This window comes from Actinoplanes rectilineatus (genome assembly GCF_000962825.1).
GTDB classification, from domain to species: domain Bacteria; phylum Actinomycetota; class Actinomycetes; order Mycobacteriales; family Micromonosporaceae; genus Actinoplanes; species Actinoplanes rectilineatus.
This window is the reverse complement of sequence record NZ_JZKF01000023.1, coordinates 42,655-59,318: the sequence shown is the minus strand read 5'-3', so window position 1 is coordinate 59,318 and position 16,664 is coordinate 42,655. Positions and strand designations below refer to the sequence as shown.

Genomic DNA, 16,664 nt, shown 5'->3' with positions numbered 1-16,664 from the left:
CGGATCTACCACAGCGAAGCCTCGATGGCTCAGATTCCGAGACCTCGTTCCATGGCCTGGACTAGCCCGCGCCGGCGTTCCTCTGAGTCGGTCCAATCAGGTGCGTTAGTGACGGTCATGTGGTGGTAAAGCAGGTCCTTTGATGTTTGTGACCAACGTTCGGCGAATTCGAGCACGCGTTTTCGGCCCATGATGTTGCCGAGCTCTTCGCCGAGCAAGCGGGAGGCCACTGCGGCGAAGTCCATTTCCTCCAGGACCAGGAGGTTCTGGCCATGGTCGGTTTCGTAGGCGAACATCTCGATCTGCGGTGATCGTGTGTACCAGTAGAGGACCGTGGCAATGTCGGATGCATCCTTGTACTCACCGTTGACGCTGCGGTCAAGCCATGCAACCAGCTTCAGCACGGTGTAGCCGGCAAGAGTGGGGATGCGGACGGTGCCGGCCTTTCGTAGCCGTAGAGGGAGAGCGGATTCGAAAGCCTCGGCGAAGCCCCAGACGCTCATAGGTTCTCTGCGTGCCGTAGGAGTTACTGTGCCTGGCGGATGTTCGACGGGGCCGAACGGCATGAGATCGGCAGACGTGTTCGCTACCCGGTACCGGATGCCGGTGTCGCCTACTCGTGGGAGGGCATCTGTCAGTTCGTCGTAGGCGGCCCAATTTCTGACCGCCAGCCCGAGGTCGACGTCTGTTGTGGTTCGCAGAGCGAAGTCATGACCCAGAGCGCTTTGAAAGATGTCACGGCAACGTGCCCCGACGACCATCACATCGTCGGCGCTCAACAACGTTGACTTCGCGAGGAGTTCGGCCACGACGTCATCCACGAGGTATTGGAGCGCCGGGTCGGTTCCAGTCAGGTCGAGCACTGCGTGTTTCTCCAGGTTCTGGCTACTTCGCCCAGGCGGGCATCACCCGTGGCGGAGAGGTCGGCGTAGACGAGTGGCCAGGGGGCGTTATGTACCTTTGTGGAGGAATCTTCGTCATGAGGATGTGGTGAGGTCCAGAACTTGCGGCGTACGAAGATGTTCGGCTTGCGGTCGGGGCTTCTGCTCCATCTGTTCCGGATCGGTAACCCCGAATCCGCCCCGTCGAGGTACACCGTCAAGGTCGCTGGGCGCGCTATGTCGACTCCCTCGGCGGACTCGCCGCTCAAATAGATGGGACTGCCGCTCTGCACTTCCCTGGCGAGGTCTCCGTGATATTGGGCGATCTCAAGTCGTCGGCCGAGCCCGGCCGGATAGGCCGCCGTCCAGTAATCCAGCAGCTCTCCCTTCCGCGTCAACGTCCTTGACGTCGGAATGAGAAACCCGGCCTGTTCCAGTCGTCCCAAGGCATCGTGTGTCTGTCCGACGGACAGCCCGGCAGCGTGGGCGATCTCTCGGATCCTCCCGCCGGCGAGTTCCGGCCAGGCGAGGAGCGCGAGTATGACCTGCGCCCGGCCAGGGCTGAAGAGATTGGTCGGCTGGGGCGAGGTCCTGTCGCGAGCAATGGCCTTTGCGCTCGAATCGACCGATTCCGTTCGGCCTTGCACGTCGACGAGCACGCTGCCGAACGTTATGAACGCGTTGCCTCGAGCATCAACGAACTGGATGCCTGCACCTCGATAAGCTGCGGCACTCCGTCGGCTGATGTGATCGCCGACGATCAGCCGCGGATAGGGAACCGAAGAACTTCGACCTGCCACCCCACTGAGCGTCATCGGTACTTTTACTTCTGCGGCGTATCGAGCCGTGACGTCCGCATGCGACAGGGTCACGATGGCGTCAACCCCTGTGTTTCGCAGACGGGCCTGCGACTCGACATCGAGCGTGATGCCCAACTCGGCCAAGCGGTCACGAGCGATTTCCAGAAAGCGACCATCGGCCAGGCCGCCTACCTGTGCTCCGGATGTTCGGTTTGACACGCTGTTCAGCTTAGCCGAACGCCGCCTAGAACCGAACGCCTCTCGCGGTCAGGTGTGCCTGGAGCTGCCGTACCTGGTCAGAGAGGTTCAAGTAGGCGGAGAGCACCTCCACGGATGAACGGCCCCGGTTCGCGTCACGCGAACCGGGGCCGTTTCGGTTTGCTCGCTCCGGAGGCCGAGCCCCGCACGCCCCGCGATGCGGTGAGCCTTCGACAGTGCCTGATCGTGTTCTTCGCGGGGCGTCGCCCGCGGTGAAGGGCCGGTGGGTCCGCTCACGGCGGCGCGGGTGCCGTCACCCCGAACTCGATGCTCCTGGTCGACGAGTACGCCGAGAAGGCCGACCCGATCCACGCGGCGGCCCCGTGAGCGTGACGGACGAGCCCCGGCCCCATGGTGGACCGGGGCTCGTCCGTCATCGGGGGCGTCAGATGGTGCGGACGGCCACCCAGGCGGCGCTGATGGTGCCGTCCTTGACGTAGACGGTGCCACTTTCGGTGACCACGCCGATGCGGTCGCCGGCCAGGGACAGGCGGGTGGCGTCGCTGGTGGGGCGGACGTTGGTCCACGTGGTGGCGGCGAGCGTGCCGTCCTTCACCCAGGGCCGGCCGGCCGCGTCGGCGGGGATGCCGGTCTCCGGGATGGAGATGCTGGGACGCTCGATCATGCCGACCCGGGTGCCGGACAGGCGCAGGTCGCCGACCAGCTGCTTCTGCAGGACCCAGGTGGTCTTGGTGATGGCACCTTCCGAGATGTAGGCGCTGTTGCCCGCGGTGATGACACCGATGCGGGTGCCGTCAAGCGTCAGCGCCTTGATCTTGGAGCTGGCGGTCTGCTCGTCCCAGGTGGCGCTCAGGTTGCCGTCCTTGACCAGCACGGTGCCGGCCGTGGTGAGCACACCGATCCGGGTGCCGGACAGGGCCAGCTGGGCGACCCCGGTGTACTCCTTGGTCCAGGCGGTGTTCAGGGCACCCTCCTTGACGTACGCGATGCCGTCGTTGGTGAGCACACCGACCCGGGTGCCGGCCAGCACGATCTGCTTGACGTTGCTGTACAGCTTCACCCAGGTGGTGCTGAGACCACCCTCCTTCACGTACGCGGTGCCGTCATCCGTGACGATGCCGACGCGGGTGGTGGAGATCGCGAACGTCTTGACGTTGCTGTACTGCGTGGTCCAGCCGCTGTTGGCGAGGGTGGTGCTGTCCCGGGCGTAGAGCTTGCCGTCGGCGGCGAGGACACCGATGCGGTCGTCGGCGAGCGTCACCGTGGCCCGCAGCCGGCGGTCCTCGGCCCGGGCCTCGTCCATGCCCCTGAGCAGGAAGGCATAGAGCGCCGAGACGGTGCCGTCGGCCAGTGCGCGGGTCGCGGCGGCGACCAGGTTGACCTGGAGCCCGTCCAGCTTGGCGGTGGCGAGGATCTCGGTGGCGAGGATCTCGGTGGCCTGCGCCTTGTAACCGGCGAGTTGAAGGTAAGCGATACCCAATATCACCGAACATGATTATGCAAGTGCGCGGTGTGGTTGCCCCTGCCACAACGGAGCGGGGCCTCGGCCGGTAGCCGGGTGCCCTATATTAGTCATGATCATTGCATCGATCCGATCGTCCACCAGGGACGATCGTGGATCGGTCCACTCTCTTCAGCTCGCTCCGCCGTCGCGGCAATTGTGCCGGGTGACGGCGGGCGGCAATCGCATGGGGGAAAATTCACAGTGTCTGTTCGCATTCGCCGGGGGCGTGTGTCGGCCGGCCTGATGGCCGCCGGCCTGCTCGCCGGATTGCTGTCGGCTCCGGCCGTGGCCCAGGCCGCGCCGGTCGTCGCCGCGCCCATCGCCGCCGGGCCGGATTCCACGATGGCCGCGGCACTGGCCGAGCCGACGAACCTGGCCACGCCGGAGCAGAAGGTCAAGGCGGCCGCCGAGATCGGCGTCGTACCGGACGCGGCTCTGCTGCTCATGAACGACCAGGCGTTCGTGCTGGAGATCTGGCGGCGTGCCAAGGAGGGCAGCTACGTCAAGGCCGAGGCCTGGCGCGCCTACGACACCGCGGACGCCGGCGCCGCGTACGCGTTCATCACCACCGGGATCTTCAACGCCTCGCACGACGACGCTCTGGTCGATTACGCCGCGGCGCAGGCCAAGGCCCGGCGGAGTTCGGTCGCGGTGACGGTGGGGCTGGACCCGTCGGACATCGCGCTGATCGAGAAGAACGACCGGGACTTCATCTTCAGCGTCTGGCAGCGGGTCACCGCGGGCAGCCACGTCTGGACGGCCGCGCAGCAGGCGATCGCCGACGGCACCGGCCAGGCGGAGTGGGACGTGTTCCTGGACACCGGCGCCGCCGCGGCCGCCGAGCAGGATCTGCGTGAGGCGATCGAGAAGGCGAACGAGGCGGAGGCCGAACGGCTCCGTGCCGAGCAACTCGTCGCCGCCAAGCAGTCGCTGCTCCAACTGCTCCTGCTGCCGGTGACGACCGAACTGGTCAACGCCCCGGACCGGCAGTTCGTGCTGCACGTGTACACCAACGCCAAGGGTGCCGAGGTGAAGCTCAGCGCGCAGACCGCGCTGAACGCGCCGGACGCCCAGCTCGCCCAGTCGCTGAAGGACTACATCTTCACCGGCGGCGCCGCCGCCAACCGCCGTGACGAGGACGCCGCGGCCGCCAAGGAACTCGCCGCCTACCGCGAGCGGGTCATCCCGATCCGCGACGCCGCGAAGCACGACGGGTTCGCACCGGCCCTGCTCGCCGCCGCCGACAAGGCACTGACCGACAACACCCTGATCGCGCTGCAGACGTTCCTGCTCAAGGGTCAGGACGAGGCCCGGGCCAAGGACCGCCGGCTCGACTTCGCCACCGGGTTCGAGGCGGCCGACTCCCGGCCGAACTGGCAGAACACGGCGGACGGGATCAGCCCCGGCGGCGGCTCCGTGAACGTGGGCGGCATCGTCAGCACGGTGACCACCGCGGAGCTCGGGGTCCGTGACAAGGGCGCACGCACCGGTACGTACACGTTGATGTACTCGGGCATGGACAACAGCGCGACCAGGTCGTTCAACTACAACCAGGCGTTCGCGCTGACCAACGTCGCGGTCCGCACGACCAGCACCCTGTCGTACTGGATCTACCCGCAGAGCAGCGCCACGTTCGGCCAGGTCTCCGGCAGCAACAGCACCTGCGTTGCGATCGACATGGTCTTCGGCGACGGCACCAGCCTGCGGGACCGGTTCCTGAAGGACCAGAACGGCAACGAGGTGCACCCGGCCCGGCAGTGCGGCCGGCTGACCCTGGACACCTGGAACGAGGTGGTCGTCGACCTGGGCTCGCAGGCCGGCAAGGTGATCAAGCGGGTCGACGTCGGGTACGACCAGCCGGCGAACACCGGCGGCTACCGCGGCTTCATCGACGACCTGAAGATCTCCGACCTGGAGAGCGGGCCGAAGTTCGGCACCTCGCTGGAGGCCGGCGACCCCGCGCCCCAGTGGACCAACACGGCCAGCTCGGTCAAGCCCGGCGGCGGCGTCTCGAACGTCGGCGGTGTCGTCAGCTCGGTCACCATCCCGGAGCTCTTCGTGGGGACCACGAGCCCGCGTACCGGCGCCAAGGACCTGCTGTACTCGGGCAAGGACAACAGCACCACCTCGTCGTACGCGTACCTGAAGGCCTATGGGCTGACCGACACGTACGTCTCGGCGAACACCAAGCTGTCCTACTGGATCTACCCGCAGAGCAGCACCGCGTTCAGCTGGGTGTCCGGCAGCAACAGCACCTGCGTCGCGGTCGACCTGATCCTGGAAGACAAGATCAGCGGCGCGACCGCCTCGCTGCGTGACTCCGGGGCCAAGGACGCCCGGGGCAACTCGATCCACCCGGGCGGCCAGTGCGGCAAACTCCCGCTCGACACGTGGACGCAGGTCGTCGTCCCGCTCGCCGGGGTGGCCAACGGTCAGCGGATCGCGCAGATCGACGTCGGCTACGACCAGAAGGCCAACTCCGGCGGTTACCGGGGCTTCATCGACGACATCCGCATCATCCAGTGACGGGAGAGACCATGAACCGGGCTCGCCGGGGCGGGTACGCCCTGCTGATGACATCCGTGATGGCGGTGACCCTGCCGATGGCGGCCGGTCCCGCCGTCGCCGCCCCGCAGTCCGCGGCGCTGGTCCAGGCCGCCGCCGATCCGGTCGCCGATCGCTATCGCACGCTGGTCCGCCGCTATGCCGACGTGGATCCCCGCTGGGAGGTGTCGACCGCGGCCTGGTCCGCGCTGATCAGCGACGACGCCGACGCGGTGGTCAAGTTCCTCAGCACCGGCGGCGGTTATGAGCAGGCGCGGGCCCGGGCGTCCTCCAACGCCTATCTCAACGACCTGATCATCAAGCAGGCGATTCTGACCAGTACCCCGGCGACCTCCCCGATCGTCTACCTGACCGCGGTCCGGGCGTCGAACGGCACGCTGGCGGAGAAGGACCGCTATGTGAAGACAGGCCTGCAGGAGGCCAAGGACCTCGACGCGAAGCACTCGCCGGTCGAGGCGGTCAAGCAGCAGGCGCAGATGGACCGCGACTACGTGGCCGATCTCGCGGTGAACGCCGGTGGCGCCTGGGTGCGGGCCGCCGCGCAGCGTGCCACGCAGAAGGGCTCCGACGCCGACATCCAGGAGTTCTTCAAGTACGGCTGGGCCAGTGCCGCCGACTGTGATCTTCAGGCGCACCGGATGGATCTCGCGGAGAGCCAGCTCACCTACCGTCGCCGGCTCGAGCAGTTGACCGTGGCCGCTCAGCAGGCGCAGCTGGCCTACGAGCAGGCGTCCGAGGCGGCCAAGGCCAAGGCAGCGGCCGATGCGCGGCTGGCCTGGGACACCGCGGCGGACGTCGCCGCCTCCACCCAGGAGACCTGGCGGGCCAACGAGGATCTGGCCGCCCGGCAGGCGCAGGCGTGGGCGGCGGTGCGCGAGTTCGCGCTCGAGGCCGCGACCCAGCAGGACTGGCCGGGCATCGCCGACCGGGCCGGCGTGACCAGCGAGTCCTGGGAGGCGGAGTTGGCCTGGGCACGCGATCAGGCACAGCAGTGGGCCGACCTCGCCGCGGACGCGAAGCGGAACGCCGAAGCGATTCCGGTCATCAGCGCCTAGACGGGATCCCGTTCAGCCGAGAGGCCCCGCTCCACGCGATGTGGAGCAGGGCCTCTCGGCTTTTTGTTATCAGGGCGTTATCCGTACCTCAGCTGAGGCACAGCGGGCGGTTAGCCTGCTGATGGCTACGCAGCGTGAGCGGTGGTCCGGTTGGTGACGTTTGGCGGCGTGGAATGTCACCGGGCCGGAGCCGAAATGCGGGCGCGATGTCCGGCGCGCACAACGATTGCGCCGGACGTCCTTTTCTCGGGCGAAGGGCTTGCCGGAACGCTCGGTGATTCATAAAGTTCGCGCACCGACCGGCAGGGTTGGTGGTGATCACCGGAGTGCTCCGGCACTCCGGTGATCGTCTGACCGATAGGAATTCTCATGCGGTTTCGTGCGCGGCGGGTCGCGGCGTTGCTGGCGATAGGAATGGCGCTCACCACGGTTACAGCCTGTGGTTCCGAAGTGGAGGCGGCCGGCGAACCGGCGGTGCAGCCCACCACCGTCGCCGACGTGCGAAGCCTGACCCTGCCCCTGGATCCCTACCGGCCGGACCGGAAACAGGAACGGCAGATCGAGTACGGCCGGATGCTGATCGCCCTCAAGTGCCTGCAACGGTTCGGATACACCATCGCGGCGACCGCCATGCCGCAACCGTTCCCGATGACGGTCAACGAACGCCGCTACGGCATCACCGACGAAACCGAAGCCGCGGTGTACGGATACCGCCCACCCTTCGAAGCGGAGAAACCCGAAGAGCCGGCGGTCACCGGGGTGGCCCTGTCGATCCTCAACGGTAAGGACGTCAGCGGTGTCGACGTACCCGAAGGCGGCTGCCGGGGCGAAGCCGACCGGGAACTGGCCGACGGCGCCGACCCGGAGGCGGTCGACTGGGACCTCGCCCAGACGCTGAGCATCACCTCGCTCAAGGAATCCCGGGCCGACAGCCGGGTACAGGCGGCCTTCGGCGCATGGAGCACCTGCATGAAAGCCGCCGGATACGACTATCCCGACCCGGACGCGGTGGACGGCGAGTCCTTCATGAGCGCGGCCACAGTGACCGAAACCGAGATCAAGCTGGCCACCGCCGACGTGAAATGCAAGAAGGAGACCGGCCTGATCGACACCTGGGTCGCCGTCGAGAGCGCCTACCAGAACCGGGCCATCGCGGGCAACGAACAGAACCTGACCGCGCTCCGCACCCAACTCGAGACCCGGATCCGCGTGGCCGCCTCGGTGATCGGCGGCAAGGCGTGAGGCGGCTCGCGCTTCTGGCGCTGATCCCGCTGCTCGGCGTCGGCGCGTGCACGACGAACGACGAACCCGCGGTCGACCTCGGCACACCCAGCTCCGGCCGTGGCCTGATCCCGCAGGAAGATGCGCTGGTCACCGCGTACGCCGACTGCCTCCGGGCGAACGGCGCCACGGTGACCGCGGTGACCGGGATCTATGTGGAGGCGACCCGGGGCGCCGGCGACACACTGACGAAAGCCGACGCCGCGTGCGGAGACCCGCGGACGGCGCTGTACAAGAGCCTGGAGGACGGCCGGGAGGTCGCCGACGACGAGGGCAACCGGCTCTGGTACTTCGTCCGCGGATGCCTGGAGACCGGCGTCGCCCACTACCCCCGGGTGGAGCAGGACCTGCTGGTCGCCACGGACGCGGACACGGCCTACACCACGGCCTTCCACGCCTGCGTCGACGTCGCCGGCCGATGGCCGGGCGAGTCGCCCGCCCCGGACGCCCCGGAATGGCCCGTCTACCCGTCCCTGACCGTCGCCGCGACGCCGAACGCCGGAACCCCGTCGGCATGACCGGAACCGTCAGCGAGGGGGACCCGGCACGGCGACGCCGACGGCTGGCGATCCTGGTGCCGGTGATCGCCCTGATCATCGGCGCCGGTGGACTGGCCGCCGCCACGGTCGTCCAGTCCCCGGAGGAGAAACGGGCCGAAGCGGCCGCACCGGAACTGACGGTACTCACCGCCGCCGTCGAACGACGGGTCCTGACCAGCACGCTGGTCACCCGTGGCACGGTCGTGCCGGCCGGGCAACTGGAAGTCACCCCGGTCGTGGACGGCGCGGCCGCACAGGTGGTCACCGCGCTGCACATCAAAGCGGGCCGGCAGGTCGCACGCGGCCAGGTGATGGCGGCGGTATCCGGGCGGCCACTGATCGCCCTGCCCGGAAAGGTGCCCGGCTACCGGGACCTCAAACCCGGCGACAGCGGCACCGACATCATCCAGCTGCAGACGGCGCTACGGAAACTCGGCCACTATGCCGGCGGCGACCGGAAGGGCTACTACGGCGGCGCCACCAAGAAGGCGGTACGGGCCCTGTACGCCGAGGCCGGATACGACACCGCGGCTACCGACGGGGCCGGCGGGCGTACCGACGCGGCCGCCGTCGCCGACGCGCAGGCCGCCGTCGACGAGGCGAAAGACGCGCTGACCGACCTCGACGCGGAGATCGCCGCGGCCGCCCCTGCCGCCCGGCCGGCACTGCAACGGACCCGGGCGCGTCTGGTCAAACAGGCGGCCCGGGCGCGGACCGCCTACGACGATCTGGTCGCCACCACCGGCCCGATGGTCCCGCACAGCGAATACGTGTTCGTGCCGTCCTTCCCGGCCCGGGTCGCGTCGATCACCGCGAAGGTCGGCCAGCCCGTGACCGCACCGTTCCTGACCCTGGCGATCGGCGACCTCGCGGTCAGCGTCAAGATCCGGCGCGATCAGGCGGCACTGGTCCACGCCGGGATGGCCGTCGAGATCGCCTCCGAGACCCTGGGCGAGAACGCGAAAGGCACCGTCACCCGGATCGGCGCCCTGACCACCGACCCGGACAGTCAGGACGCGGCATACCACCCGATGACCGTCGACGTCACCGGCAGCCTCGACGACAGCTGGGCCGACCAGGACGTCCGGGTCAGCGTCGTCTCCGCCGAAACCGAGAAGAAGGTGCTGGTCGTGCCGCTGTCCGCGGTGTCCGCCGGCGCCGACGGCAAAACCACCGTCACCGTGGCCGGCACGGACGGGACGACCACCCGGATCGAGGTACGCGCCGGCGTCTCCGGCGACGGATACGTCGAAGTGGACGGGGAACTCACCGAGAACGATCGCGTCGTGGTGGGGGCGGCCCGATGAGCGGGCCCGTCATCGGGCTGACCGCGGTCGGGCTGACCTACCCCGGCCCGCCGCCCGTCCCAGCACTACGCGACGTCGACCTCGAGGTGTGGCCCGGCGAATACGTCACCGTGGTCGGACCATCCGGATCCGGCAAGTCCACCTTCCTCAACGTCGTCGGCCTCCTCGACCGGCCGACCTCCGGAACCTACCGGTTCGACGGGGTGGACGTGGCGACGATCCGGGAGAATGAACGCACCGCACTGCGCGGCCGGCGGATCGGCTTCGTGTTCCAGGCGTTCCACCTGATGCCTTACCGGTCAGCGGTCGAGAACGTGTCACTCGCGACGCTTTACGCAGGCGTACCCAAGAAGGAACGTCTCGCGGCAGCGGCGCAAGCGCTGGAACGCGTCGGCCTGGCCCATCGGGCCGGCGCCCTGACCAACACCCTCTCCGGCGGTGAACGTCAGCGGGTCGCCATCGCCCGCGCCATCCTGCACCGGCCCAGCCTGCTGCTCTGCGACGAACCGACCGGCAACCTGGACAGCGACAACGCCGCCTCGGTGCTGTCCCTGCTCACCGAACTGAACACGGACGGCATGACCCTGATGGTCATCACCCACGACGGTGCGGTGGCGAGCCGCGGCCAACGCTCGGTCACTATCCGTGACGGTGTGCTGTGCTGAAATCGCGTTTCCGGCTGCCGGACATCGCCGAGGAAGCCCTCGCCGGCCTGCTACAACGGCCCGCGCGGTCGATCCTGACCATGCTCGGCACGACGCTCGGCGTCGGCTCCTTCGTGGCGGTCCTCGGACTCACCGCAACCGCCGGCGGGCAGATCGACAGACGGTTCACCGAACTCGCCGCCACCGAGGTGACCGTGGCCGACATCGGCGTCACCGGCAGCACCGACAGCGCCATGTCCTTCCCCGACGACGCCTCCGGCCTGGTCGAACAGATCGGCGGAGTAGTACACGCCGGCCGCTGGTGGCCGGTCCCACTCACCGAACCGTCCGTCAGCGGCGCACCCGGCATCACGAGCCGCGCAGGCACCCCGCCGATCATCGCGATGGATCCGTCCGCGCTGGCGGCGGCCCGGCCCACCTTCACCCAGGGGCGCGGCTTCGACGCCTTCCACGCCGGACGGCACGAACACGTGGCGCTGCTCGGCTCGGTCGCCGCGGCGAACCTGGGCATCACCCGGCTCGACGGCAACCCGGCCGTCTTCGTCGACGGCACACCGTTCACCGTGCTCGGCATCATCGACGACGCCGCCAGACTGCCCGATCTGCTGTTCGGCATCGTGCTGCCGGCCGCCACCGCCTACGACCTGTACGGTCCGCCCACCGCGCAACGCGCCGAGATGCTCGTGGAGACCCGGCTCGGCGCGGCCGCCGTGGTCGCCGGCCAGGTCGCCCTCGCCCTGCGCCCGGACGCGCCGCAACGTTTCCAGGTCACCGCCGCACCGGACCCCAAGGCGCTGCGCAGCCGGGTCAGCGGCGACCTCGACGTGCTGTTCCTGACCCTCGCCGGAATCTCCCTGGTGATCGGGGCGATCGGCATCGCCAACACCACCCTGGTCGCCGTTCTGGAACGCACCAACGAGATCGGCCTGCGCCGGGCACTCGGCGCCCGGCCCGCCCACATCGCCGCCCAGTTCCTCACCGAATCGACCACGCTCGGCCTGCTCGGCGGCCTGGTCGGCACCTCCGCCGGAATCACCGTCGTGGTGATCGCCGCGGTCGCCCAGGACTGGACGCCGCTTCTGCCCACCTGGGCGGTGCTGCCAGCGCCGGCCGTCGGCGCGGTCGTCGGGCTGCTCGCCGGGGTGTACCCGGCACAGCGCGCCGCCCGGGTGGAACCCGTCGAGGCGCTGCGCCGGTGATTTTAAGGCAGCTCGATCGGCAGCTTGATGCCCTCGAGCGCGTCCTTGCACGGGCAGGTGCGCTCGGCCGGCAATCTGGTGACCGCGTCCAGCAGCACCTCGCGCAGCCGGGCCGTGTTCTCCGCGAAGACCGAGAACACCTCCTCCTGGGTGACACCGTGGTCGCCCTCGACGCCGGCGTCCAGGTCGGTCACCAGCGCGATCGAGGTGTAACAGAGGGCCAGCTCGCGGGCCAGCACCGCCTCCGGGTGGCCGGTCATGTTCACCACCGCGCCGCCGATCGCGGTGAACCAGCGGGACTCGGCCCGGGTGGAGAACCGTGGACCCTCCACGACCACCATGGCACCACCGTCCACAGCGTTCACCCGTGCGGCGGACGCCAGCGCCACCGCCCGGCCCGCCGGACAGTAGGGGTCGGCGAACGAGACGTGCACCGCGCCGCTGTCGTAGTAGGTCTGTTCCCGCCCGCTGGTGCGGTCGATCAGCTGGTCGGGCACCACGAACGTGCCCGGTCCGAGCTCCGGCCGCAGGCCGCCGACCGCGCACGGCGCGAGGATCTGGCGCACACCCAGCGAGCGCAGCGCCCACAGATTCGCCCGATAGGGGATCCGGTGCGGCGGAAACCGGTGATCACGTCCGTGCCGCGGCAGGAACGCCACCCGGCGCCCACCCACCTCGGCCACGGTGATCTTGTCCGAGGGTGCTCCGTAGGGCGTCGCGATCTCGTGCTCCGTGGCGTTCTCCAGGAGCGCGTAGAGCCCGGAGCCGCCGATGACGCCGATCTCTGCTGCCGTAGGTGGCGGGTTCATGAGCAGACCTTATCGGGGGCCGGAATCGCAAGCTAATGTGCGAGGCATGACTACGTCGAGCGGACGGCGGGGAGCACGTGTTCGGTGAGGGGCAGCGAGTCGGAGGCCGGTCGATGGAGTCGATGACCGGGCAGCTTCTGGTCGCTACACCCACGCTCAAAGACCCCAATTTCGACCGTACGGTCGTGCTGCTGGTCGCACACGAAAGCGGTGGTGCCCTCGGCGTCGTCCTCAACCGGGCGACCGAGGTGCCGGTGTCCGAGGTGCTTGGCACCTGGGGCGACCTGGCCGGCGACCCGGCGGTCCTCTTCGAGGGCGGCCCGGTCCAGCCCGAGTCCGCCATCTGCCTGGCCCGCACCCGCCCCGAGGTGAAACGGAGGGTGTCCGGCTTCCACCCGGTCAGCGGCGCCCTCGGCACCCTCGACCTCTCCGCCGACCCGGACCGCCTGCGCGACACCGTCGCCGGCATCCGGGTGTTCGCCGGCTACTCCGGCTGGTCCGCCGGCCAGCTCGAGGAGGAGATCACCGCCGGCTCCTGGTTCGTCTTCGACGCCCTCCCCGGCGACCCCTTCGTGGAACGCCCCGACGACCTGTGGGCCATGGTCCTCAAGCGCCAGGGCGACATCCTCGCTGCTGTCGCCCACTTCCCACCGGACGTCTCGCTGAACTAGGGGGGCCCTTCAGAGGGGGGTGTGGGGGCGTGTAATATTTCCAGCGTGCCCGGGGGAAACGCCGGGGACACCGCAAGAAAGAAGTGCAGCAAGGGGCTGTGGCGCAGCTGGTAGCGCACCACACTGGCAGTGTGGGGGTCAGGGGTTCGAGTCCCCTCAGCTCCACCCTTGAAAAACGCCCGGACCTCTGGTCCGGGCGTTTTTGTTGCATCAAGCATCGAGCCGACCAAGCGTTCGATTTTTTGGGCGTTCGATTGAGGCGACGATGCTGCGGACTCAGGCTGTTTCCCGGGCTGTCCGATCCGTCAGGAGGGCAGCGTGGCTCGGGCCGCTATCACTTGTCGAGGTAGTGGCCGTGGCAGGCGGCGATTTCCAGGTCGCCGCCACGGACGCGGTAGATGAGCCGGTGTTCGTCGTTGATGCGCCGGGCCATCTTCATGCCTCGGCGTAACCAGCCGTCGTGGTCTTCCCAGGCGTGGGGAGTCGGTGCGTCTCATCCGGCCGGGAGCGAAACGCCTGGGGAAGCAGGTGGCGGAGCTCATGGGCGTCTCGCCGGGGCGCGTGAGCCAGATCGAGAACGGTGATCTGGACGTCAACGAGGTGGCGACGCTGAGCCGGTACGCGCGGGCGCTGGGTGCCCGGATGCGGATCATCTTCGATTACGGCAGCGACCTTCGGCAGATCGCCTGAAGCAGGGGCGGGCCGAGCATGGGGCGTTCACGACCGAGCGAGGCATCCGCACCGGGATTCATGCGACACCATCACTCGTTCGAGGTCCGGAACGTCGGTCACGGTCCCGCCAGCCCGTAGGTTGGCGGCGTGTCCTCTCACGCCACGCTTGCCGCCCACCTTCGTACGCTGACTGAAGACCAGCTCGCCGGTCTCGTTGCGATGCGGCGTGACGCGACCATCGAACCTGTTCCCAAGACCGTCGACAAGCTCGCCGAACGTCTGCTGCATCCCTCGTCGATGGCGGGGGCCTGCGCGTTGCTGGCCCTGCCGCAGTTGCAGGTGGGCGAGGCTGCTGCCGCACTGGGTGACGGCTGCACCACGGTTCGGCTCGCGGGGCTGCTGGGCGTACCGGAAGATGATGCGGACTTGGCGGGGGCGCTGAGGCGGCTCACGGCACTCGTTCTCGTCTGGCCGAGGGCAGGTGGCCTTGCCGCAGCTCACCTGAGCGAGATGTGGCCGCATCCGCTGGGACTCGGCGCCGGTGCCGCTGACCTTCTCGTCACGCGGAACATGACCGAGTTGCGCAAGCTGGCGAAGCTGTACGGCGTTTCCGCCACGGGGCGAGGTAAAGACGAGTTGATCACGGCGCTCGCCGGTTGGCTGGCCGAGCCGGAGAATGTGCGTCGGCTCGTGGCCGAGGCGCCTGCCGAGGTCCGCGGTCAGCTCGGCGACCTGGCGCGGCAGTCGGACTCTCTCTTCGGCCGGCCGGGGGCGATGTTCGGCTCTCCCGGGATGGTGCTGCCGTGGGCTGTCGAACGCGGACTGCTCATTCGTTCGATGTGGAACGTCAGCGAGATGCCACGTGAAGTCGCTCTCGCCCTGCGTGAGGGCTTCAGGGCTCCGTTTCGGCCGCGGCCGCCGGTGGTGACGCTCGAGCCGATCGATCCGGCGATCGTGGAGCGCGAGGCGGCGGCCGCCGCGACGGAGACTCTCGCGGCGATCACCGCGGTGGTCGAAGCGATGAGCGCCGGCCCGGTCCCGCTGCTCAAGACGGGTGGCCTCGGCGTGCGGGAGTTGCGCCGAATCGCGAAAGCATCCGGTCAGGACGAGGACCGTACCCGTCTGACCGTCGAACTGCTCGCGGCAGGCGGGTTGACTGAGGCGTCACAGGCCGGCCTCACACCGTCGACGGCCTATGACGATTTCGGGGGCGCCGAGCCCGCCGACCAGTTGCTCGAGGTCATCGAGGACTGGCTGACCATGCCCGCCTCTCCGCTCGCGCCACCCGATCCGACCGGACCGTCCGCCCGCATCCTGTACTGGGACGAGGAGGAGGAACTGATCCTGACCGGCCTGCGCGCTCTCACCATGCGTACGGTCCTCGGCGTCGTTCCCGAAGGACAAGCCACCGATCCCGGCACCCTTGCGGCACGACTGAGCTGGGAGAGCCCTGTCCTGACCGACCAGAGCGACGATGACTTGGAGCGATACGTCACAGGGATCTGGCGGGAAGCGCACCGACTGGCTCTGCTCGCCCATGGCACGATGACCACGCTCGGCCGTGTCCTGTTCGACGGTGGCCGTGACGCCGCCCGTGGGCACGCCGAAGCGATGCTGCCCCGGTCCCGCGACTCGGTCTTGTTGCCGAACGACCTCACCGCGGTGGTGACCGGCACCCCATCGGCGGCTCTTCTCGCCCTGCTCGACGGCATCGCCACCCAGGAATCTCGCAGCGGGGCCTGGACCTGGCGCTTCTCTCCGGCAAGCGTCCGCGCCGCCCTCGATGCCGGGTACGGCCCGGAGGACCTGATCGCGCGTCTCACCGAGGCGGCCGAGGGCGGCCGTGTGCCACAGACCCTGACCTATCTCATCGAGGACGTAGCCCGCCGGCACGGCCGGGTCCAGGTGCGTTCTGCCGGGTGCTGCCTGTGCAGCGATGACGAGACCCTGCTGACCGAGATCCTCAACACCCGCTCACTGCGGGCCTTGGAGCTGGTCCGGCTCGCCCCGACCGTACTGATCAGCGCCAAGGCACAGGCCGACACCCTCGCCGCGCTACGCGCGGCGGGATACGCGCCCTCGGGCATCCGCGCTGATGGCAGCCCGATGATCGAGGTTCCGCAACGTCGCCGCGCCGCACCGCCGCCCCACGCCGACATGGGTGAGGGGTTTTCTGCGCCTGCACTCGGAGATCCGGCGACGATGGCACGAAGGTTGCTCGGTCACCGCTGACTCCGGCCGCGCCGAGCCGGGGATGGTGCCGGCTGGGGGATCCACTTTCCGCGGTGGCCGGCCGGACGATCGGTGATGAGCGGTTGTCCGAGATTGCACAGTGGGCGCCGAATGGTCTTCCGGTGTGCCGCATGAGGGTGGCGGGTGACTCCGATCGGGCGAATCCGTCGGGCCGAAAGCATTCTCCGGCAACCGCGGATTCGGGGTGTCTCGCCTGGTGAAGGCGGGGATCGGGTGTTTTCCGGGTCTCTTTCGTGAGTGGTGG

15 protein-coding genes and 1 tRNA gene are annotated in these 16,664 nt (G+C 68.8%); 11 read left to right on the top strand and 5 right to left on the bottom strand.

What is annotated here, in order from left to right:
- Window positions 1-29: 29 nt before the first annotated feature.
- The 3 genes from WH85_RS50505 to WH85_RS19110 form a co-directional block, all read right to left on the bottom strand.
- Window positions 30-863, bottom strand: coding sequence for a hypothetical protein (locus WH85_RS50505; protein ID WP_157411085.1), 834 nt, complete (start codon window positions 861-863; stop codon window positions 30-32).
- Window positions 851-1,900: a type IV toxin-antitoxin system AbiEi family antitoxin gene (locus tag WH85_RS48815; protein ID WP_245674001.1), complete on the bottom strand. Its 1,050-nt coding sequence runs from the start codon at window positions 1,898-1,900 to the stop codon at window positions 851-853. The genes WH85_RS50505 and WH85_RS48815 overlap by 13 nt, the downstream gene beginning before the upstream one ends.
- Before the next feature lie 424 nt (window positions 1,901-2,324).
- Window positions 2,325-3,380, bottom strand: a complete 1,056-nt coding sequence (locus WH85_RS19110; protein ID WP_052720536.1) for a hypothetical protein — start codon at window positions 3,378-3,380, stop codon at window positions 2,325-2,327.
- Between the two features lie 225 nt (window positions 3,381-3,605).
- Here WH85_RS19110 and WH85_RS19105 point away from each other — a divergent pair, with 225 nt between their 5' ends.
- The 7 genes from WH85_RS19105 (at window position 3,606) to WH85_RS19075 (ending at window position 12,015) form a co-directional block, all read left to right on the top strand.
- The gene (locus WH85_RS19105; protein ID WP_083449095.1) at window positions 3,606-5,930 is read left to right on the top strand and encodes an alpha-mannosidase; all 2,325 of its coding nucleotides are present in this window, start codon (window positions 3,606-3,608) and stop codon (window positions 5,928-5,930) included.
- 11 nt (window positions 5,931-5,941) lie between these two features.
- Window positions 5,942-7,024 (top strand): ALF repeat-containing protein, encoded by a 1,083-nt coding sequence (locus WH85_RS19100; protein WP_045743266.1) that lies wholly within the window; start codon window positions 5,942-5,944, stop codon window positions 7,022-7,024.
- A 369-nt stretch (window positions 7,025-7,393) separates the two neighbouring features.
- Window positions 7,394-8,266 (top strand): hypothetical protein, encoded by an 873-nt coding sequence (locus tag WH85_RS19095; protein WP_157411084.1) that lies wholly within the window; start codon window positions 7,394-7,396, stop codon window positions 8,264-8,266.
- The gene (locus WH85_RS51630; protein ID WP_045743264.1) at window positions 8,263-8,823 is read left to right on the top strand and encodes a hypothetical protein; all 561 of its coding nucleotides are present in this window, start codon (window positions 8,263-8,265) and stop codon (window positions 8,821-8,823) included. Before WH85_RS19095 ends, WH85_RS51630 begins: the two co-directional genes overlap by 4 nt.
- Complete coding sequence (locus WH85_RS19085; RefSeq protein ID WP_045743263.1) at window positions 8,820-10,151, top strand: efflux RND transporter periplasmic adaptor subunit; 1,332 nt, start codon at window positions 8,820-8,822, stop codon at window positions 10,149-10,151. Before WH85_RS51630 ends, WH85_RS19085 begins: the two co-directional genes overlap by 4 nt.
- Entirely contained in the window at window positions 10,148-10,816 is a 669-nt protein-coding gene (locus WH85_RS19080; RefSeq protein ID WP_045743262.1) for an ABC transporter ATP-binding protein, read from the top strand. The genes WH85_RS19085 and WH85_RS19080 overlap by 4 nt, the downstream gene beginning before the upstream one ends.
- The gene (locus tag WH85_RS19075) at window positions 10,810-12,015 is read left to right on the top strand and encodes an ABC transporter permease (protein WP_045743261.1); all 1,206 of its coding nucleotides are present in this window, start codon (window positions 10,810-10,812) and stop codon (window positions 12,013-12,015) included. Before WH85_RS19080 ends, WH85_RS19075 begins: the two co-directional genes overlap by 7 nt.
- A gap of 2 nt (window positions 12,016-12,017) precedes the next feature.
- Here the strand turns inward: WH85_RS19075 and WH85_RS19070 are convergent, their stop codons facing one another.
- Window positions 12,018-12,824 carry an S-methyl-5'-thioadenosine phosphorylase gene (locus WH85_RS19070; protein WP_045743260.1) on the bottom strand — a complete coding sequence of 269 codons (807 nt, stop codon included), beginning with the start codon at window positions 12,822-12,824 and terminating at the stop codon, window positions 12,018-12,020.
- Between the two features lie 113 nt (window positions 12,825-12,937).
- Here WH85_RS19070 and WH85_RS19065 point away from each other — a divergent pair, with 113 nt between their 5' ends.
- A complete protein-coding gene (locus WH85_RS19065) occupies window positions 12,938-13,495 on the top strand; it encodes a YqgE/AlgH family protein (protein WP_045743259.1) in 558 nt (185 codons plus the stop codon).
- A 92-nt stretch (window positions 13,496-13,587) separates the two neighbouring features.
- Window positions 13,588-13,660: transfer RNA gene (locus tag WH85_RS19060), tRNA-Ala, on the top strand.
- Window positions 13,661-13,829: 169 nt separating this feature from the next.
- Here WH85_RS19060 and WH85_RS48810 read toward each other — a convergent pair.
- Entirely contained in the window at window positions 13,830-13,934 is a 105-nt protein-coding gene (locus WH85_RS48810; protein ID WP_083449094.1) for a type II toxin-antitoxin system YoeB family toxin, read from the bottom strand.
- A gap of 47 nt (window positions 13,935-13,981) precedes the next feature.
- On the opposite strand from WH85_RS48810, the gene WH85_RS19055 reads away from it, so the two are divergent.
- Window positions 13,982-14,185, top strand: a complete 204-nt coding sequence (locus WH85_RS19055) for a helix-turn-helix domain-containing protein (protein ID WP_245674000.1) — start codon at window positions 13,982-13,984, stop codon at window positions 14,183-14,185.
- Window positions 14,186-14,314: 129 nt separating this feature from the next.
- Window positions 14,315-16,399, top strand: coding sequence for a helicase-associated domain-containing protein (locus WH85_RS19050; protein ID WP_157411082.1), 2,085 nt, complete (start codon window positions 14,315-14,317; stop codon window positions 16,397-16,399).
- The last annotated feature ends 265 nt before the right edge of the window (window positions 16,400-16,664 follow it).